This window comes from Ligilactobacillus sp. ESL1201, from assembly GCF_058503265.1.
In genome coordinates this window covers 73,652-93,667 of sequence record NZ_CP196362.1, presented here as the reverse complement: position 1 = coordinate 93,667, position 20,016 = coordinate 73,652, and the positions used below count along the sequence as shown (strand labels likewise).

The following is a 20,016-nucleotide window of genomic DNA, read 5'->3' as shown; positions in this document are numbered from 1 at the left end:
CCTGCACCCCTATCTGCCACTGAGTAGATCTGCGTAATCGATCCACACTCCATTATACTGAACAAAGTAAGTCGGGATCAGGTCGATCACCTTGGTGGACGAAGAATTTTTGTCCACCTTATAACCGATCCTGATATTAGTCATTTTACTGCGATCATTTCCCTGCGACTCCAATTGCTTTAACACTTGTAACATCGGGGGCAAGGTGATTTTTTGTTGGTTGGACGGCACCGGCACCTGCAACGAGTACAGCGAAAAGATCAATTTTTGGCCGTTTAAGCTGTTGACCTGATACGTGCCGTAATCGTTCGCGGCAATCACCGGAAAATCGTTGATGTAACTACGATAGATCACCATTTTCGTGTTGTTATCATATTCATCATAGCGCACATCGTCTAGTGAACGCCCGATATTTTCCAACTTAGAAAAATCCGCCAACACCTGACGACCCATCGACTTGAACGTCTTTAAATTCGTTTCGTAATTGACGTATTCAACTACCCCGGTTTTATTTTGGACGGTCAAGCGCTGATTTTGCCCGTCGGAATAAATCAAGCGGTCGTTTTGTTTTCTAGTCGTGACCGCCGCCGTACTATTGTTTTTACTCATCAAATGATTGGCAAAAACGCTGGCGTTGTCCTTAGTTAATAGGTAACTATACTGCTGCACACTGACCGGACTGCTAAAGGCGTCCAAATACTGGTCGTGCAAACGAACAAACTGCAGCGGTGTTTTCTGGATCTTTTTATTAACGGCGATCCGCCGCAGGTGACGATAAGAAACTTTAGGGCCCAGCTTGACGTGCCAAACCGTTAGATTGCGGTCATCTGCCAGGTAGACCTGTGGCTTTTTTTGCAGACAAACGATGATCCGGTCAAAATTTTTGTGGCGCAGCTGCCGTTTTTTATCCGGCATGATCTTATGCAACAGCCAAATCGACAACCGATCGGGAAAACGAAAGATCATGTTGTGATCCCGCTGCAAAAAAGCCGTGTACTGATCATCCGTCAGTTTGCGCGCCGGTAACAGCTGCTTGACCCGCCACGTTTTCAAGTCCTTTTGTACCTGCCCCATTAAGTCTTCTTTAGCACTGGACATTTTAACGGTTTGCCCGTTTTGATTAAGCGTGATACTAATAGGACGATAAATGTCGGAATCGTTGACCTTAGCGTTAGTCTGCTGGTTCAAGTTGCCCTTTTTTTGCGAGGTGACCCGGTTATTTTGCAAGTAAGTCGGATTGATCCACAAAAAAGCCGAAAGGAGCAAACTCAACGCCACGACGCTGGCCAAGGCAATGTGAATTAGATTATCCTTCAGCTTCATTCCACAGATCTCCTTCTTCATATTCTTGATAAGGAAGCGCAATGTAAAATGTCGAACCCGCGCCTTCCGTCGATTCGACCCAGATCTTGCCGTGGTGCATCTCGATCACTTCACGCGCGATCGCTAGTCCCAACCCGGTACCACCTTGAGCCCGCGAACGTGCTTTGTCCACCCGGAAGAAACGCTCGAAGATATGTTTCAAATCTTTTTGCGGGATCCCCAAGCCCTGATCGCTGATACTTAAGATCACCTCATGGTGCGTTTTTTGCAGCCGACAGGTGATCACGCCCCCGTCGGGAGAGTATTTGATCGCATTGTTCATAATATTATCGATCACCTGCATAAATTTATCAGTATCGATTTCTACCCACAGATCCTGCTTAGTGAATTCTCGTTTGATCGAATAATGTTTAACGGGATGATCTTCTTGCCCGCTTTTTAGCATCATGTCAAACCGATTGAGGATGTAGGCGACCAGCTCGTTTAAGTTTACCAGTTCCAAATCTAAATTAGCCGTGCCCGCATCGATCCGCGATAAGCTTAACAAATCGTTGATCATCCGGATCATCCGCTCCGTTTCTTCTTGTGTCACCTTTAAAAATTGCGGCGCTACTTCGGGATCCTTCCACGCGCCGTCGTTTAACGCCTCGATGTAGCTGCGCAAACTCGTCAGCGGCGTGCGTAACTCATGGGAGACGTTAGAAACGAACTGCTTACGCTCGCTGTCGATTTTTTGTTGCTCAGTAATGTCATGCAACACGCAGACTAGGCCAGAAATAAACCCAGATTCACGTTGGATCAACGAAAAATAAGCGTTGATGATCTGCGCGTGATCTTTAGTCGATAAATCCAACACTAATGTGTCTTGATTTTCCAACAGATCGCGCAACGTATACCGTTCACGGATATGTAGCACGTCGAGGATCGAACGGCCTTCGATATTTTTGTCCGTTAATAAGTCGCGTGCCATATCATTAGCAATAGTAACGTGACCGCGCCGGTCGGTCGCCAACACTCCATCTGACATGTGAGTCAAGATCGAATTCAACCGCCGCCGTTCCGCGTCAGACGCCAGGCGGGATTCTTCAACTTTGACGGACAGATCGTTGACCGCTTGTGCCAGTTCACCTAACTCATCGTTACCGTAAATATGCACGTGGCCCGAATAATCTTCGGCCGCGATCTGAACAGTTTGTTTCCGCATTTCATCGATCGGTCTAGTGATCGCCCGCGACAAAACGATTGCCAGTCCGATCCCGATCACCGTAGCCACGATCGCAGCCGTGGCAAAAATCAGCGTCACGCTATCGATCGAATTATAAACCGACTCCAAATTAGCGCGCAAATAAACGACCCCGACGATATTGTTGGTGTTACCGCTCGTACTAAAAAGGGGCACGATCGAAACGTAGTAATGTTTGTCATCCAAACGGTTAAAAATCGTCTCGTTATACGCACGTCCGGAATATAATACCCGTTTAACGTTGGTATCGGTGGTCTTTTGCCCGACACTCGCTCTCCCGTTAATATTACTTTCACCACGAATATTGTCCTTAGCATCGATCACTTGCACGTCGGAAATATTTTGGTTATTGATCCCCGTCAAAATCGAATTGATCCGGCGATTAGCACTAGCAGGGTCGCTTAGATTCAAGGCATTGATCAACGAATTGTCGACGTATGGTGCCAATTCCACCCGCTGCTTAAAGGTCTTCAAGTTTTCGCTTTTTAACCGTTGGACAAAAACCGCGCCAACGATTTGGAAGACTAATAGCAACAGTAATACCAATACCAATGCAATTTTAAAATGGATCGAACGAAAGATCCGCAATTTCTTTTGCAACTTCTTCTCCTTTAAAAAAACACTCCATAATAATTAGATTAGCCCTTCCAATTACCATGGAGCACTTTTACAATTTCTTGACCTGGATAGTGAATTACTGACTGATCTTGATCGCGCCAGCTTCCACAACTTGTCTAATTGCGCTCCCCAGACCAGTAACCTGTGTCTAGCTACGTCTGACAACAAGTCCAAGCCCGACTTATTGCCAGCCTAGGCTAGTCCTCGGTTACTAACCGGTCTGGTCTGCAGCTTGATTTAATTGCGCTCGGCAAGCCAGCAGTCTAGGGCCCTAAGCACCCGGCAAAACAAATCCAAGTACCTGATTTGTCCTGCCGCGCCCTTAGTCCACGACTGCTAACCGGCTTACATCACAGCTTGAGTTAATCATTTTCCGGGTTACGCAAATAATAGCCCACGCCACGCCGGGTCACTAACCACACCGGGCGACTGGGATTATCTTCAACTTTTTCCCGTAAACGCCTCATCGTCACGTCGACCGTCCGCACATCGCCAAAATAATCATAGCCCCACACCGTTTGCAACAAGTGCTCGCGTGTCATGATCTGACCAGTATGCTGAGCTAGATAATACAACAGTTCAAATTCACGGTGCGTCAGTTCAATTTCTTCACCGCGCCGCGAAACCGTGTAAGATTCCGGATGGATCACCAAATCACCGATCACGATATCGCGATTCTGCTCCTCATCGGCGTCTTTAGTAGCCTTAGCCACACTATTTTGCCGCCGCAAGTTAGCCTTGACGCGCGCCACTAATTCACGGTTGGAAAACGGCTTAGTTACGTAGTCATCGGCACCCATCTCTAAGCCTAAGACCTTATCGATCTCAGCATCTTTAGCGGTCACCATAATGATCGGCATTTCGTGGGTCTTGCGGACTTCGCGGGCAACTTCTAGCCCATCGATCTTGGGTAACATTAAATCTAAAATGATGAGGTCCGGCGCTACTTCTTCGACTTTTTTAAGCGCTTCTTCGCCGTCGTAGGCGACTTCAACTTGATATCCTTCTTTATTTAGGTTGAATTTAATGATATCGGAAATTGGTTTTTCATCATCAACCACTAAAATTTTTTTCATGGATCCTCCTTGTACGACCAAGCGTAAAATTCAGTTCGTTCTTATTTAAAACAACTAAATCCACTAATAACTCATTTTCATTATAGACCAGCGAAGAACAGAAGAAAAGCAAGCTGCGGAGCTAAGTGTTTAGCAGTCGTGGGCTAAGTGGCACTGAACAGCAAATCCTGCACTTAAATTTGTTGTGAAGTGTCCTTAGAACCTAGACTGCTGCTTTTTAAAAAGCTGTGGAAGCTGGCGCTGAGCCACTGAGGATTAACCTAGCTAGAAAGAAAAGCCTGAACTTAGGCTTTGCTTTTTAGCGTAGTTAAACGTAAGGGGCTGCCAGCTGGAGCGCAATTATGAAAAGCTGTGGAAGCTGGCGCTGAGCCGCTGAGGATTAACCTAGCTAGAAAGAAAAGCCTGAACTTAGGCTTTGCTTTTTAGCGTAGTTAAACGTAAGGGGCTGCCAGCTGGAGCGTAATTATGAAAAGCTGTGGAAGCTGGCGCTTAGCCGCCGCGAATTAATACCACGGCAAAATCATTAGTGCTTAGTCAGATCCAGCTTCGTTCGAAAAACGTAATGTTCGGCCGTGCTGACACTCGGGTCGTACTGATAAGAATAGTCGTTAAATTCCTGCAATTGTGTCGGCGCGCTCAGCTGCTTTTCCGCAATAAAACGAACCATCGATCCGCGCGCCATCTTCGCGTGAGTCGCGCTGGTTTTCCACTTGCCATTTTTGCATTCCTGAAATCCGATCGTCACCAATTGCCGGGGCCCAGTTACCCAAGGACTAATTGCTTTAGCGTACTCTTGCGACGCTAAATTGATCACAACTCGGTCCGTACTAAATAATTTTTCGGCTAGCGAGTCGCCCCAGAATTGGTATAAATTGGGCTGCTCAAAGTCGCTCAACTTATTTTGCATTTCCAAGCGGTACGGACAAATGCCATCAAAAGGCCGCAGTATTCCGTAAAAACCAGAAAGAATGCGTAAATTATTCTGAATATATTCCAGCGCTGGGACCGTGAATAAGTCAGGCGCCATGTACTGATACTGAATGCCACTAAATGCGCTGATCGCCGGAGTCAGCTTTCTTTCTAAATCCAAATCGGCTAACTGCTGCTGTCCTTTTGCTACCACCCGGTCGCTAGCCTGCCAGATCTGTTTTAACTGCGCGGTGGAGCGGCTCTGCAAAAAAGCAGCGAGCTGCTTAGTTTTAGCCAAAAAGACTGGCGTTGTTTGCGGCAAGATAAAATCACGGTCCACTTGCATTTTTTTAGCCGGAGAAATTATGATCTTCATTTTTTCTTTCCTCTAAAATTTCTGTGATATCTATTATCAAGTTACTACTTTTAATATCTGGCAGCAATAAAAAGGAAATCGAGCCCACACCGTTGTTTTAAAAAAAACGATTTCAGCCACCAAAGACACAAAAAGGAGCCTAGGACAAAAACGCACCGTCCTAGACTCTTCGTTACAACCCAACGTTAACCATGATTTACTTCAAAAAGCCCAGCCAATAACCTAAAATTCCTAAACCGAACAGGCCAAAGATCAAAATGATTGGGTTGACTTTCTTCTTTAACAAATACATCATCAACAGCGTCAAGCCTAACGCCGGTAGACTCGGGCAGAGTTGGTCTAAGATATTTTGTAACGTAGTAACAGTCGTTTTACCATTGGTAGTCGTCTTAGAGATCACCAGCGGAATGTTGATCGTCGTCCATTTGGGGATCAAAACTCCCATCACAAACAGGCCTAAAACCGTCGCTCCCTCGGTTAATTTCGGCAACAAATTGCCAGAAATATCCTTGATCAAAGCGATCCCGCGATTGTAACCCATCGTCAGTCCGAACCACTTGAGCGCTAAGCGACAGCCGTTGAACGCTAAGAAAAAGATGATTGGTCCCAACCACGAGCCGGAAAGTGCTAACGACGCACCTAAGGCCGCTAAAATTGGGCGTAAAGTCCCCCACATTACGGGGTCACCGACACCGGCCAGCGGACCCATCAGCCCCACTTTCAAACTCTGGATCGTTCCTTCATCGACGTCTTCTCCGTTAGCGCGGGCTTCTTCCATCGCCATCGTTAATCCGACGACCGGGCCACAAAATCCCGGTGTAACGTTAAAAAACGTGATGTGGCGTTTCAAGGCTGCCACTTGTTCTTTTTTATCATGATATAAGCGGCGGATCGTCGGGATCATATCGACACAAAAGGCTAGCCCGTGGATCGTTTCGTAGTTAAAAGACGCTTGTTGAAAGTTTTCAAAGATAAAAGTCCACAACATATCTTTTTTAGTAACTTTTTTCAGCTGCTTTTCTGGCGTTTCCGTCATTATTTTTCCCTCCTTCAATCATCCAACTCATCTTCAGGCAATTGATCATCAGCGGTTAATTGAGGTTGCGTGACCGCCTCCGTTTTAGCGAATTTAGGATTCAATTGAACGTAAACGATGGCTAAAATTACACCCACGGCACCAAAGGCCAGTAAACTCAGTTTCAAATATGCACCTAAGACAAATCCCAAGTAGAAAAATGGCATTAAGTACTTGACGCTCATCATGTTCAAAACCATCGCGTAACCGACAACGGTGATCATGCCACCGGCTACGTTCAAACCTCCTGTAACGACATCGGGGATCGCATCCAACAAAGTTTTGACCATCGTCGGACTGACGAACACGGCAACTAACGTCGTCGGCAACGAAACTCTCAGTGCCTGCATGAATAGTGCGGAAAAATGCAGCCACTCGATCGTCTTAAATTTGGCATTAGCGGCGGCTTTTTCAGCAGCGTGTTGGAAAAAGACCGTGATCGAACGCACGATAACCGTTAATACCTGGCCGGCTGCTGCGACTGGCAGTGCGATCGCGATCCCCTTAGCGATACTTTGATTGCCGATACAAACTAAAATCGTCGAGATCGTACTGGCCAACGCCGAATCCGGGGACTGCGCGGCACCGATGTTCATCCAACCTAAAGCGATCAATTCTAGCGTTCCGCCTAAGATGATCCCTTTGACCGGGTTGCCCAAGATCAGACCCATCACACTACAAGCGATCAGGGGACGGTGTGTTTGAAATTCGTCCAATACACTGCCCATCCCGGTAATAGACGACCAGATAAAAACTAAAATAATTTGAAACACAGACATCGCTATCACTCCTTATATTTGGCTTTTAACTTATCCATCAAGTCAACGTGCGGGTCGGTTTTTACGGTTTGAATATCCAAATTGACTCCCAGTTCGTGCAACTTGTTAAACGCGTCAACGTCTTGTTGGTTCACCGAAATTGCTTTGGTGATCTGCGTTTTACCGTTCTTAAATTGCATCCCGCCAATATTTAGCGTCTTGATCGCCACTCCTTGTTCGATGATCCGCAACGCTTCTGTCGGGTTAGTGAACAGGTAAAAAACCTTGGTGTCTTGGTATTTAGGATTATTGTAAACGGCGACGGCTTTTTGGGCGTCGACGATATTGACCTTCATTCCCGGAGGACACGCTTGTTTCAGCAAAGTTTTCCTGATCTCATCGTGATAAACTTCTTCGTCTACGATGATCATCCGTTCGGCCTTAGACTCTTTGGACCACACCGTCGTTACCTGGCCGTGGATCAAACGATCATCGATTCGTGCTAACGTAATTTTCACTCTAGGTCATCTTCTTTCTGTTCTTGTAGCTCTACGCTCAATGCCTTAGTGTATGACGGGCTATTTGTCATGATGTTGGTCACTACTTGTGCGACCGATTGCGACTGACACAAATTAGCCACTTCCAAACAAATCGGTAAAGACATCCCGGCTAAAACGTCCGTGACTTTGCCTTGCATGCTCAGAGTTGCGGCCGCATTGTAGGGCGTTCCGGAAAATAAATCACTAATGACCAAAATTTCTTGCTGGTCGTCAAAGCCATTAATAACCGCTTGCATTTTAGTCGTTAAGCTCTCCAAGCCTTCGCCCGTTAAAAAAGGAACTGGCGTAAAATTATTCACCTGACCAAAAATCATCTCGACCGCATTTTTCATTGCGATCGCTGTTCTATCATGTCCCGTTAAAATAATATGCATAATTTAACTCCTATCTTCTATCCACGAGATTTACCACCAGCCACGTTCGTAGTTACACCGGTAATATAGCTGGCACGCTCCGACAAGTAATAAGCCACTAGATCGGCCACTTCTGCCAACCGCCCACTGCGGCCCAACGGCGTAGTAGTTTTACTCTTATAGCCCGCCCGGATATCGGCGACCGTTTTATGCCGGGTGTACGCCAACGCTTGCTCGTAATCCAACGTGCGCAGTCCCGTAGCTTCCATGATCCCGGGAGCGACCCCGACTACCCGCACGTTATATTCGCCTAATTCCTTGCCCCACGAACGGGTAAAACCGTTAATTGCACCTTTGGTAGCGGAGTAAACACTTTGTCCGACAGAGCCCTCTAGCCCGGCTTCCGAAGACATATTGACGATCACCCCGTGGCGCTGTTTTACCAACTGGCGTGCCACTGCTTGCCCCATTAAAAAGACACTTTTAACGTTGACGCTAAACATCTTAGTAAAATCTGCCGCCGTAAATTCGTATTTACCTTGTGGGTCTTTGTCGTCGACCAGTAAACGCGGTAAGTTGATCCCGGCGTTATTGACCAAGCCATCCAACTGACCACGCTGTTGTTGCACCTGCTCAACTAATGCGTTCACATCCGTGGCAGACGTCACGTCGGTTTTAACGTAGGTGTACTTGGCATTATTTTGCTGCCCGGATTGGAGGTCTGCGTTATAAACGTAGGCCCCATCAGCCAGTAACTCACTGACGATCGCGGCGCCGATCCCCGAAGAACCCCCGGTGACGATGAATACTTTATCCGTTAAGTTTAACCAATCTGCTGTCATTTTAATTTCCTCCGTTAGTTAGCTATATTTGTTAGTACCCAATAATTTCACATTCGTGATTTTTATCAACTAGCTATTGTTAATCTATTCACATCGAATAATATGACAACATCATCTTAATGTAAACGCTTTTTGAAATAAACTCACAAATGTGCTATGTTAAGGGCAACTCAAATAAAGGGGAAAACCACACATGACACTTTCAAATTCTGAACAAATGTACCGCCTGATAGAGATCTCCAAACTATATTACGAAAAAAATCTTTCTCAACAACAAATCGCTAACATCGTCCACATCCACCGGACCGAAATCAGTCGTTTGCTCAAGCTCGCCAAAAAAATGGGGATCGTCCAAACCGTCGTTCGGGCGCCTATCAACTCACAAACCCAAGAGTTAGCCGCTTTTTTATGTCGCAATTTCGCGTTAAAACAAGCCGTAGTCGTGCCCACGGACACCAGAGAAACTTACCAAAACACCTTGGATTCGATGGCGCTTTACGCTAACGAAGTCATCAACAACTACTTACAAAACGACACGGTCGTCGGACTATCGTGGGGTAAAACCTTAGCAGCCGTCATCGCTTCTTTTTACCCGCAAGAAACCTACGAACGCGTTAAAGTCGTACCTTTGATCGGCGGGCCCCTCGGCCAACTGGAGATCGCCTGCCAAGCCAATTCATTAGTTTCCAGTCTAAGTGACAAAATTCCTAATTCTACCATTGGGACGTTAAATTCACCGGCTTTCATCAGTTCGTTTGCAGCTAAAAAAGAGATCCTCGCAACTAAAAATAACCTCGATACCGTTAATTCATGGAAACACGTCAACTTGGCGATCATCGGTATCGGCAGCGCTAAAGACGTTAATACCGAAAATTGGCGGGAATTTTATAAGCAAAAAGGAGTAGGAGAGATCTATCACCAATCGATGGTCGGCGATATTTTGTCACAGGCATATTCCATCAGCGGCAACGAATATCAGGAAAATTACCCGAACTTAGTCGGAATGGAGTTAAAAACACTAAAACAAGTGGAAACAACGATCGCGATCGCTGCCGGTGAGAAAAAAATAGACGCCATTATCGGCGGCCTGCGAGCCAAGATCTTCAACGTTTTGATCACCACGGACAACGTGGTCGAACAAATCAAATCACAAATGTGAATAATATCTGAATATGATTGCAAGTGATTTCGTAAGTGTTATATTAAGCCATATCAAGCAATTGTTAATCTATTCAAAATAAATAACATTTGTGAAAGGCTCTGATAATATGCAAAGTACCGGAATTAGGATCCACGGTAAAGAGGACCTCCGTTTAGAAAGTTTCACTCTCCCAGAAATCAAAGACGATGAAATCTTAGCGACCGTCGTTGCAGATACAATGTGCATGTCCTCGTGGAAACTCGCTAAAGAAGGCGAAGACCATAAAAAAACGCCTGCTGACCTGGAACAAAATCCAGCCGTGACTGGCCACGAATTTTGCGGCAAGATCATTAAGGTCGGCAAGAAATGGCAAGGACAGTTTAAAGAAAATCAAGATTATGTAATTCAGCCTAATTTAGCTAGGGACGACACTCCTTTCGTTCCCGGATATTCTTATCCTTACGTGGGCGGCAACGCTACTTACGTCATCATTCCTAACGAAGTCATGGAATTGGGTTGTCTGATCCCCTTTCACGGCCAGGCCTATTACGAAGGCGCTCTGTGCGAGCCTCTCAGTTGCGTGATTGCCGCTTTCGAATCTCAGTTTCACCTGATCCCGCACACCTACGAACATCAAATGGGAATCAAGGCAAGCGGCAACACGTTGATCCTCGGCGGAACCGGCCCAATGGGATTGCTAGCGATCGACTACGCTTTGCACGCCGACAACAAGCCCAAGAACTTAGTGGTAACTGATTTAGATGCCGCCAAATTAAAACGCGCAAAAAAACTCTACCCTTCAGATGAAGTCCAAATCAAATTCGTTAATGTCAACGGGCTGTCCATCGCGGAACAAAAACAAGCATTACTAGCAGCAGTTGACCAGCAAGGTTACGACGACATCTTTAGCATGATCAGCGTCAGTTCACTGGTCACCATGGCCGGTGAGTTATTACGAGCAGACGGCTGTCTCAATCAATTTGCCGGGCCAATCAAAAAAGACTTCAGTGCGACGGTCAATTTCTACGACGTCCACTATAACTTTACCCACGTCGCCGGTACTTCCGGGGGAAACGCTCATAACGAAGAACAGGCCGCCCAAATGATCGCCGCACGCAAGGTCAACGTCGCTAAGGTGATCACCCACGTTTTAGGCTTAAACGCCACTCCCGCAACTATTTTAGCTCAACCGCAAATCGGTGGCGGTAAAAAACTAACTTACGTCAGCAAGAAATTCGACCGCCTAGAATTAGCACAGGTAGACCCCACGTCAGCTCTCGGCAAAATTCTAGCCGCCCACGACGGCTTATGGTCGCCGGAAGCTGAGCAGTGGGTCCTGGCACAGATGCCAGACATCGACACGAAATAAAAAAGCGTGGCGAGCCGCTCTTAGGAGCACGATCGGACTATAAAAAGAGACCAAAAAGAGGCTGGGGCAAAACTTTGTTTTGTTCCAGCCTCTCTTTGGTTTTCCCTAAATAATAGACTTAATCGCATTCGTCAAACCAGCAGTCTAGGTCCTAAGGACACCGCCAACTGGCTTGACTCATAGCTTGTTTGATCGTGCTCCAAAAAGCAGCAGTTTGTGCCTAGCTACGTTTCAAAATAAAACCAAAGTGCGGGTTTTACTTTGAAACTAGGCTAGTGCTCGACTGCTAATCGCTTTTTTCCACAACTCCTTTTTTGTCTCTTTTTATATTTGTTCTACCGCCACTTCGTCAAGCAAACTGGTAAACTTATCAGCGACCAAATAACCCGTTTTGGTCTCTAACGCGTTAGCAGTCCCCGCCGACAAAGCATACTTGATCTCTTGCATAAAAGATAGTTTTTTACTGAACGCGGCCAAGATCCCACCGACAAACGAGTCACCGGAACCCTCAGTATTGATTATTCGTTGGTGCGGAACAGTGGCGCGATAAAAATGGTCCTCATTTTTAATCACGGCTCCCGCTTCCCCCAAAGAAACGAAGATCTGCGGAACCCGGTGCAACAAATCGTTATGCAACAACAACTGTTTGATTTGTTCCGGCTTAGTAGTCACAGGAACTTGAGCAAAATTCGCCAGTTCCTGTTCGTTGGGCTTGATCACGTCGGGGAGTGCGGTCAAACTCAACGTATTTGTCAATGCCTGTTCGGAAGTATCGAGGACTATTTTAGTTTGGGGACTGAACTTTCTGATCAGAGTGATCAAATTAGCGTAACTATTCGTTGCCATTTCAGGATACAAACTGCCGTTCAAAGATAGTGCGGTGATCTGATTAGTTGTTAACAACGTTTTTAACTGCGACTCCAATTGTTGCTCATTTTGCGCAGTCGGCGCGATCCCTAACTCATTGACTTCGGTTTTTTGCCCGTTATCTTGGATAATAGTGTAGCAATTCCTCGTTTCTTTTTGAGTTTGGATAAAATGTGCCCGGTAACGATCGCCTAGCGCCTGTTCCACGATAAACTTACCATTTTCCCCGCCAATAAATCCCGTCGCAATCGTCGGTTCCCCCAGCAATGACGCCACCCTGGCTGCGTTGATCCCTTTTCCGCCCACCATTTTTTGGACGCGGGTCACGCGATTTAAATTCCCGACTTCTAGTTCGTCTACGCGATAAAGGTAGTCTACGGATGGATTTATCGTCACGGTTAAAATCATAAAGATCCCTTCTTAATAAATAATTTTAGTATATTTCGAATAGGTCTTTAATGTTTGTTGATCAATTCCGGAATCAGTTACTAAATAGTCAAAGTCAGATAAATTGCGAAAAGTGATCACGTCGGAACGCCCTAGTTTGGTATGATCAGCCGCGATCACCGTTTTTTTAGCACGTTGAAACGCCACGTTTTGGATCGTACCCTCACTAGAAATGTTAGTAGTCACGTTATTGGCCGTGATACCGTTAGTCGAACCAATCGCAAAGTCAAAATTAAGTCCGGCAAAGATCAGCTCGGCAAAATCACCTAAAAACTCGCCGGTGTTTTTATGTAACTCCCCACCCGTCAAAAACAAGCGACAATTACTTTTAGTCAGCTCCACAAAGGCCGGAAAGCTATTAGTGACTACCGTGAGTTGCCTTTTTTTCAGCAAAGAAGCGGTCGTTAATAACGTCGTCCCCGCACCCAAAAAAATCGTTGCGTTGTCCGGGATCAGCTGTGCGATATTAGCAGCAATTTCTCTTTTTTCAGCAATATTTTTCTTCATCTTTTCGTCGGTCGTAAACTCCGGCAAGCCATTAACCGGTTTAGCGCCGCCGTATGTTTTTTTGATCCTATCTGTTGTGGCTAATTCATTCAGATCCCGCCGAATTGTCATAGTTGAAACATTAAAATTCTGAGCAATCATTTTTGTTGTTTGATAGCCAGTTTGATTTACCAGGTCAACAATTGCTTCCAAACGTTTTTTCTTATCCCTCATTAATTAGCATCCCCTTTAAAACGTTTGTATTTAGTCAACCTAGTATACCAAAAATTCCCTACACCTACACTATAAATGTTTAGCACTTAATGTTCAACTATAAACAATTAAAAAGATTATTCGAACATAAAATGCAATAAATTTGATTTTTTATTGACATAAGCAATTTAAGAGTTATAATGAAAACGATTTATAGTTTAACTTTAAACATCAGGGGGGGTGATGAAATGATTCAAGAAATGTTCCATTCAGAACTGATCGCACTCGATTTACAGTGCGAAAGTGAACAACAATTATTCGATTTGATTGGAGGTGAACTGATCAAGCATAATTTTGCTAAATTAGGTTACATTACGGGTTTGGCTCAAAGAGAAATTCAGTATCCTACCGGACTAATGTTTCCCAGTATTGCCGTAGCCCTCCCCCACGTTGACAGTGAGTACATCGAACGGCCGTTTATCTACATCGCCAAAAACTGTCAGTCACTGGCCGTCAAACAAATGGGAGATTCTCAAGATATGCAAGCTGCTTATTTTTTATTCTTAGGGATCAAAGACGGACGCAAACAGCCCGATCTTTTAGCTAAGCTGATGGAACTCTTCCAAGACGACGCTTTTGTGAGCGAGTTTAGCAAAATGACGAGTCCCACACAGATGTACCACCTTTTTACCAACCGACTAACTGTAAAACAACACTGATCTATTAGGAGGAGAAACCATGAAAACAATTCTTGTTTGTTGTGGCTCAGGAGTAGCCACCAGCCCACAGATCGCCAATAAAATCAACGAGTACTTAGAAAGTGTTGGCCTAGAAAATAACGCTAAAGCAACTCCTAAGCCAATTGAAACCGCCAAGTCTACGATCGAAAGCGACCCCAGTATCATCGCCTACGTCGGAATTGCCCCTGCCGATGCCGAATTACAAGAAGTACTTGATGAACAACACGTTTTTGGCACGGTCGGCTTACCTTGGCTAACTGGCATGGGTGAAGATGATGCCAACGCTAAATTAAAAGAGGTCGTAGAAAATAGTGGCCACTAAGAGCAAAACTGTAAGGAGTGAACTTTACCATGGATGCTAATTCAGTAGTTCAAGCAATTTTAAACGTTGGCGCTCAAGTTTTAGTCCCTATCCTGATCATTATTTTAGGGTTGATCTTTGGGATGAAGCCATCCAAAGCCTTTCTTTCCGGCCTCTATCTCGGCACTGGTTTTATCGGGATGTCGATGGCGATCAATTACTTAACGACTGCCGTCAGTCCAGCGGCTAAAGCACTGGCAAAATACACGGGGATCAATTTACCCGCCGTCGATTTTGGCTGGACCGGTGCGGCTGCCATTACCTGGGCGTGGCCGTTAGCCTTTACTTTTTTCATCGTCGAAATTGCAATTAACCTGATCATGATCCTCGCTAACTGGTCCAAGACAATGAACGCCGACATGTGGAATATTTGGGGGATCGCTTTAACGGCATACATCGTCTATCAGGGTTCTGGTAGTTTGATCTGGGCTTATGTGTGTGCTGGGATCACGGTCGTTATTATGTTAAAAATGGGTGACATGTGGTCGACAGAAATCAAAGACATGCTCGGTTACGAAGGTGTCACCGTCACGCATATCGAAGCCTTTACTGCTGCCATCATGTTTCCGGTCAACAAAATCATGGACTACATCCCAGTCTTCAACAAACGCTGGGATGCCACCGCTTTAAAACGGCGGATCGGGGTTTTAAGTGAACCCGTTGTAATGGGCGCAATTATTGGTTTGATTTTAGCTTTAGCCGGACGCTACAGTATCGGCGACGCGCTCAACTTATCCATCTCGATCGGTGCAGTAATGGCGATCTTTCCTGTTATGGCCAAATTCTTCATGGATGCCCTGACCCCATTTGGAACCACGATGAGTAATTTCATGAAAAAACATATCAAAGGCCGTGAATTCGTGATCGGATTAGACTGGCCGATCCTCGGACAAAGTACGGAACTCTGGGTCACGATGGTCTTACTGATCCCCGTTTCTATCGTTTTCGCTGCTATTTTACCTGGTAATACCATCTTACCGATCGCCGGTGTCATCAATTACTGTTTAGGTGTTGGCGGCTTGCTTTTGACCGGCGGTAACCTCTTACGCATGATCGTTTTAGGCGTGATCTACGAACCTTTATTCTTATACGGCTCTAGTTATTTCGCTAACGTCTTCACCAAATTAGCTAAAAGTACCCACGCGATCCACGTTCCTCACGGTTCTCAGGTTTCATGGAGCTCAATGGAAGCACCTGATCTGCGTTTCTTAATGGCTTGGGCAGGCAAAGGAAATATCTGGGCAATTATCGGACTGGTCGCATTACTTGGATTATTCGTCTTACTATATCTCTATTTCAAAAAACACCCACTGCCAGGCAAAAACTACGAAATGCCAGCTAAAAAAGAAGCAGCTAAGTAGTCAAAGGATAGGTGCACGCTAATGAAAAAAGAACATCATTTTTTCTGGACACTGCTCTCATTTATCGCTTTTCTTCTCTTTTTAGTTGCCATGATCAGTCAGCAATACTGGCTAAATATCTTTGTCATCATCTTAGGACTAACCATCAAAAAATTTGGTTTTGCCCCTAAACAACATAATTAAACATAGTGAAAGGAAGTTTTATCATGAATTTTCCAGCAGGACGGATCCCCTTTGAATTTGAACGCGAAGACCTTGCTAAAGTCGTCAGAGAAACTATGGAACGCAGGGACACTAATATCGTCGGCGGTAATATCAGTATTCGGGTCACCGACGAAAAAGGCAATCAGTATTACGTCATGACACCGACGATGATGTCTGAAGCCTACCTCGGCCACTTAACTGCCGACCAAATCTTAGTGATCGAGCCTCACAGTCGTAAGGTGCTTTCTGGCAACGGCAAAGTTACCCGGGAGATCAACATGCACGAAGCTATCTATGACGTTAACCCGGACATCAAGTGTGTCTTTCATTCCCACGCCGATAAAGCGATGTTTTGGGCTACGACGGGACTAAATATGCCTAACCTAACCGAAGCAACGCAAAAACTCAAAGAGATCCGCACATTAGACTGGCACCCGATGTGCACGGAAGAATTAGCACAGTACGTTTCTGCCGAAGTTAAAAAATTAGGAGATAAGGCTTTGCGCAACGGCTTCTTGTTAAATTCACACGGTACGTTGTTCACCTCCGGAGGTAAGGACATGGACCCATTAACCGCGCTGCATAAGTCGTTAGCCGACGTCGATATTACTGAATGGAACGCACAGGTTGCTTACAAACAAACCGTATTACAAAAGATCGGTGTGTTGGATGGCTACTATTCTGAAGGTAGCAAGATCGGTACGTGGGAAGACGTAGTTGCAGGAAAAGCATTATACAATAAGTAAGCTGTGAAAGCTGGCGCTTAGCAGTCGAGCACAACCTGCTGCCAGCTGAAGCGCAATTAAACAAGCTGTAAGTCAAGCCGATTAGCAGTCGCGGACTAAAAAACGGGGCTTGGGACAAAACAATGAGTTTTGTCTCAGGCTCCGCTTTGCGTATTCGTAAATGATAGTCTTAATCGCGTTTGCCAAACCAGCAATCTAACTTACAGGTGATTAATCGTGCTCCGTAAGACAGCTATCTTGATCTAACTTACTTCACAACTTATTTGATCGTGCTCCAAAAAGCAGCAGTTTGCGCCTAGCTACGTTTCAAAATAAAACCCAAGTGCGGGTTTTACTTTGAAACTAGGCTAGTGCTCGACTGCTAACCGCTTTTTTCCACAACTCCTTTTACCTGATCAGATCAATGATATTTTGGCGCGCTGCCCGTTTAGCCGGCGCGTAACTGAAAATCAGCCCAACGATAAAGACGACTACTAATACAAATAAGTAATTGACCGGCGTGATCAGCACCCGAAAGCCATGCAACGATAATGAATTGACCAATCCTTGGATCCCCAAAGTCAGCGCGACGGAAATCACACCGCCACTCAACGTCAACAGGGTTCCTTCCATTAAAAACTCCAGCGTAATATCGAATTTGCTAGCACCAATCGAACGACGTAACCCGATCTCTTGTGTGCGTTCCGCAATGTTAGCCGTCATCGTCGTCATGATCCCCATGCCAGCCGTGATCAATGAGATACCAGCGATCACTGCGATCACCGCCGCGACCATACCGATCATTTGTTCTAACTGTTTCTTAGCCGTACTTGGATCGGGGCAAGCATAACTGCCAAACAAATGGCTACTTCCCTGTTCTTCTAGGGTAGTGATGATCTGACTTTTTACCTTTTTAGCTTGTTGATCGGATAATCCCTTCGTCAACTTAACTTGCATCTCATAATTATTACGCGTTCTTCCCTTGAGTGCCCGGTAATCGTGCCGGGAAATCTGTGCCCCGGCCGGGTTAGTCATCAGTCCCACCGGATCGTTATAGATCTTTTGCACCTTTAACGGGATGTTGTTGATAAAAACGTAGTCGCCGACAGAGACTCCGGCTAAACTCGTTCCCCGTAAAAAATACCGGTTTAACTTGATCGTATTAGGGTCAACGTTTCCTTGCGGGGAAACTTCTAGCGACTTACTTTTACCCTTGGCATTTACAGTATAGAAATTCGCATCGGCTGCCATCAACTTGACCGCACGCACATGGGCGATGTTGCGCACCAACCGCACGTCTGTCTGGCGAAAACTCCCCGTATCTTCGTTAGGAGAATACTCGATCGTCAGTTTGTCACCGCCAAAGCCCTGAAACATCTGGGTAGAGATCATGTGGCCTAAGCCATTGCCCAATCCCAACACTAACAACACACTCAAAGTCCCAACGATAATCCCAATAATTGACACTAGGTTACGCACAAAACGTTTGCGCACACTAACCATTGCGATTCGCAAATTATTTAGTAATTTTTTCATGATAACAACCGCCCATCTTGAATTTTGATCGTTCGGTCGGCAAATTCCGCCACCACGTCACTGTGTGTCACCATAATAATCGTTTTATGCCGCTGTTCGTGCAGATATTGGATCAGCTTCATGATTTTGATCGAAGTCGTCGAGTCTAGCGCGCCGGTCGGTTCGTCCGCGATGATCACTGCGGGGTCATTGACTAACGCCCGTGCGATCGACACGCGCTGTTGTTGCCCACCTGAAAGCTGCGTCGGATATTGATCAGCCTTGTCCTTTAAGCCGACTTGTTCCAGTAATTCCATGATTTTTTCTTTGTTGGAATTAAACGGACGATTACCATACAGCGCCGGCAAGTTGATGTTATCCATGACGGTGTAGTTGCGCAGCAACTTAAAATTCTGAAAAATAAACCCAATGTACTGATTGCGCAGTCGTGATAAACGCCGGTCACTTTTGACTTGCTTAACGTTTTTGCCATTCAATTGGTATGTGCCCGTGTAGCTGGTGTCTAATAACCCTAAAATGTTAATAAAAGTCGACTTTCCCGAACCCGACGGCCCCATGATCGCCAGAAATTCACCGTCTTCGATCGCCAAGCTAGGAATGTCTAAGGCATAGTTAGAATGGCTGTCATATCTTTTTTCGATTTGTTGTAGTTCAATTAATGCTGCCATTTATTTCTCCTTATATACTAGCTTGGTTCCCGGCGCTAAATACTGCTGGTCAACGTAATCATACTGGTGGTCTTTTTGTTTGATCTGTTCTGGTGCCAACGTTTTAGTAGTGCCGTCTTTGAGTTTGACAATTTGCTTCGTAACCGCCACGCGCGGAACCCGTACTGTTTTAGCAGGAACTGAAACTACCACGTGTTGTCCCAAGCGATAATCTTGCGGCAGCGTGGTCTCAAAGCGGTAATACGATACACCCGCAACTGTCTTGTTAGAGTTCAGTTGTAAATCCGTCACCTGTGCCGGTTGCGCCGTTTCCTGACTGCCGGTCAGTGACTGAACGTTGACTTGGTCGCCTATCGTCATTTTGTCTAAATCATACTCAGAAATTTCACCTTGAGTTTTAAACGGCGTGGTATAAACGTAATTTTGCGTTGTACCGGTCTCAAACACCCCGGTAACTGGCGCAGTTTGTCCCGTCGTTGCTAACTTTTCACCCTTCCAAACATTTTCTCCGTTTTGAACCAATAAATTAGCAGTATTTTCTTTAACTAAGTCATATTTTTGTTGGTAAATAACAGTCGCACTCAACTGTAACGCAGGCGCAGCTTTAACTACATAAGTTTTAGTTTGGGGCTTATTTTGCGCATTCGTTTTTTGCGCGTTGACTTGCCGCCCGTGCCAGAAAATACCCACACCGACTACCAAAATAATCACTGCTAAACTAGTTGCCAAGATCCCTTTTTTCTTCATTATTACTTCCCCCTTTTA

The 20,016-nt window shown here is 45.5% G+C and carries 21 protein-coding genes; 7 read left to right on the top strand and 14 right to left on the bottom strand.

The genetic code is table 11. The annotated features are described in order from the left end of the window. Positions 1-9: 9 nt before the first annotated feature. The 9 genes from ACSYSK_RS00465 to ACSYSK_RS00425 all read right to left on the bottom strand — a co-directional run bounded on the left by ACSYSK_RS00465 (position 10) and on the right by ACSYSK_RS00425 (position 9,133). Positions 10-1,323, bottom strand: a complete 1,314-nt coding sequence (locus tag ACSYSK_RS00465) for a YycH family regulatory protein (protein WP_491715006.1) — start codon at positions 1,321-1,323, stop codon at positions 10-12. Further along, complete coding sequence (gene walK, locus ACSYSK_RS00460; protein ID WP_491715005.1) at positions 1,307-3,166, bottom strand: cell wall metabolism sensor histidine kinase WalK; 1,860 nt, start codon at positions 3,164-3,166, stop codon at positions 1,307-1,309. The genes ACSYSK_RS00465 and walK overlap by 17 nt, the downstream gene beginning before the upstream one ends. Before the next feature lie 380 nt (positions 3,167-3,546). After that, complete coding sequence (gene yycF / locus ACSYSK_RS00455; RefSeq protein ID WP_491715004.1) at positions 3,547-4,260, bottom strand: response regulator YycF; 714 nt, start codon at positions 4,258-4,260, stop codon at positions 3,547-3,549. Between the two features lie 523 nt (positions 4,261-4,783). Continuing rightward, complete coding sequence (yaaA, locus tag ACSYSK_RS00450; RefSeq protein ID WP_491715003.1) at positions 4,784-5,545, bottom strand: peroxide stress protein YaaA; 762 nt, start codon at positions 5,543-5,545, stop codon at positions 4,784-4,786. Between the two features lie 196 nt (positions 5,546-5,741). After that, the gene (locus ACSYSK_RS00445; RefSeq protein WP_491715002.1) at positions 5,742-6,581 is read right to left on the bottom strand and encodes a PTS system mannose/fructose/sorbose family transporter subunit IID; all 840 of its coding nucleotides are present in this window, start codon (positions 6,579-6,581) and stop codon (positions 5,742-5,744) included. Between the two features lie 14 nt (positions 6,582-6,595). Continuing rightward, positions 6,596-7,405 (bottom strand): PTS mannose/fructose/sorbose transporter subunit IIC, encoded by an 810-nt coding sequence (locus ACSYSK_RS00440; protein WP_491715824.1) that lies wholly within the window; start codon positions 7,403-7,405, stop codon positions 6,596-6,598. Continuing rightward, positions 7,405-7,896, bottom strand: a complete 492-nt coding sequence (locus ACSYSK_RS00435; RefSeq protein WP_491715001.1) for a PTS sugar transporter subunit IIB — start codon at positions 7,894-7,896, stop codon at positions 7,405-7,407. Before ACSYSK_RS00435 ends, ACSYSK_RS00440 begins: the two co-directional genes overlap by 1 nt. Then, complete coding sequence (locus ACSYSK_RS00430) at positions 7,893-8,312, bottom strand: PTS sugar transporter subunit IIA (protein WP_491715000.1); 420 nt, start codon at positions 8,310-8,312, stop codon at positions 7,893-7,895. The genes ACSYSK_RS00435 and ACSYSK_RS00430 overlap by 4 nt, the downstream gene beginning before the upstream one ends. A 17-nt stretch (positions 8,313-8,329) precedes the next feature. Beyond that, on the bottom strand, positions 8,330-9,133 hold the full coding sequence (locus ACSYSK_RS00425; RefSeq protein ID WP_491714999.1) for an SDR family oxidoreductase: 804 nt from the start codon (positions 9,131-9,133) through the stop codon (positions 8,330-8,332). Positions 9,134-9,326: 193 nt separating this feature from the next. Between ACSYSK_RS00425 and ACSYSK_RS00420 the strand changes: the two genes are divergently transcribed. Both ACSYSK_RS00420 and ACSYSK_RS00415 read left to right on the top strand, forming a co-directional pair. After that, on the top strand, positions 9,327-10,292 hold the full coding sequence (locus tag ACSYSK_RS00420) for a sugar-binding transcriptional regulator (protein WP_491714998.1): 966 nt from the start codon (positions 9,327-9,329) through the stop codon (positions 10,290-10,292). A 109-nt stretch (positions 10,293-10,401) separates the two neighbouring features. Then, on the top strand, positions 10,402-11,643 hold the full coding sequence (locus tag ACSYSK_RS00415; protein WP_491714997.1) for an alcohol dehydrogenase catalytic domain-containing protein: 1,242 nt from the start codon (positions 10,402-10,404) through the stop codon (positions 11,641-11,643). A gap of 324 nt (positions 11,644-11,967) precedes the next feature. Here ACSYSK_RS00415 and ACSYSK_RS00410 read toward each other — a convergent pair whose 3' ends face one another. Together ACSYSK_RS00410 and ACSYSK_RS00405 are read right to left on the bottom strand one after the other, a co-directional pair. Beyond that, positions 11,968-12,918, bottom strand: a complete 951-nt coding sequence (locus ACSYSK_RS00410; protein ID WP_491714996.1) for a 1-phosphofructokinase family hexose kinase — start codon at positions 12,916-12,918, stop codon at positions 11,968-11,970. 12 nt (positions 12,919-12,930) lie between these two features. Continuing rightward, positions 12,931-13,677, bottom strand: a complete 747-nt coding sequence (locus ACSYSK_RS00405; RefSeq protein ID WP_491714995.1) for a DeoR/GlpR family DNA-binding transcription regulator — start codon at positions 13,675-13,677, stop codon at positions 12,931-12,933. Between the two features lie 227 nt (positions 13,678-13,904). Here ACSYSK_RS00405 and ACSYSK_RS00400 point away from each other — a divergent pair, with 227 nt between their 5' ends. The 5 genes from ACSYSK_RS00400 to ACSYSK_RS00380 are packed head-to-tail and all read left to right on the top strand — an operon-like array spanning position 13,905 to position 17,068. Continuing rightward, a complete protein-coding gene (locus ACSYSK_RS00400; protein WP_491714994.1) occupies positions 13,905-14,375 on the top strand; it encodes a PTS sugar transporter subunit IIA in 471 nt (156 codons plus the stop codon). Positions 14,376-14,394: 19 nt separating this feature from the next. Then, on the top strand, positions 14,395-14,718 hold the full coding sequence (locus ACSYSK_RS00395; protein ID WP_491714993.1) for a PTS sugar transporter subunit IIB: 324 nt from the start codon (positions 14,395-14,397) through the stop codon (positions 14,716-14,718). 29 nt (positions 14,719-14,747) lie between these two features. Further along, positions 14,748-16,118 carry a PTS galactitol transporter subunit IIC gene (locus ACSYSK_RS00390; RefSeq protein ID WP_491714992.1) on the top strand — a complete coding sequence of 457 codons (1,371 nt, stop codon included), beginning with the start codon at positions 14,748-14,750 and terminating at the stop codon, positions 16,116-16,118. 21 nt (positions 16,119-16,139) lie between these two features. Next, the gene (locus ACSYSK_RS00385) at positions 16,140-16,301 is read left to right on the top strand and encodes a hypothetical protein (protein WP_491714991.1); all 162 of its coding nucleotides are present in this window, start codon (positions 16,140-16,142) and stop codon (positions 16,299-16,301) included. 23 nt (positions 16,302-16,324) lie between these two features. After that, the gene (locus ACSYSK_RS00380) at positions 16,325-17,068 is read left to right on the top strand and encodes a class II aldolase/adducin family protein (protein WP_491714990.1); all 744 of its coding nucleotides are present in this window, start codon (positions 16,325-16,327) and stop codon (positions 17,066-17,068) included. Between the two features lie 387 nt (positions 17,069-17,455). On the opposite strand, the gene ACSYSK_RS00375 is transcribed toward ACSYSK_RS00380, so the two are convergent. The 3 genes from ACSYSK_RS00375 to ACSYSK_RS00365 are packed head-to-tail and all read right to left on the bottom strand — an operon-like array spanning position 17,456 to position 19,998. Next, the gene (locus tag ACSYSK_RS00375) at positions 17,456-18,583 is read right to left on the bottom strand and encodes an ABC transporter permease (RefSeq protein ID WP_491714989.1); all 1,128 of its coding nucleotides are present in this window, start codon (positions 18,581-18,583) and stop codon (positions 17,456-17,458) included. Further along, positions 18,580-19,251 (bottom strand): ABC transporter ATP-binding protein, encoded by a 672-nt coding sequence (locus tag ACSYSK_RS00370; RefSeq protein ID WP_491714988.1) that lies wholly within the window; start codon positions 19,249-19,251, stop codon positions 18,580-18,582. Before ACSYSK_RS00370 ends, ACSYSK_RS00375 begins: the two co-directional genes overlap by 4 nt. After that, entirely contained in the window at positions 19,252-19,998 is a 747-nt protein-coding gene (locus ACSYSK_RS00365) for a hypothetical protein (protein WP_491714987.1), read from the bottom strand. Positions 19,999-20,016 lie beyond the last annotated feature (18 nt).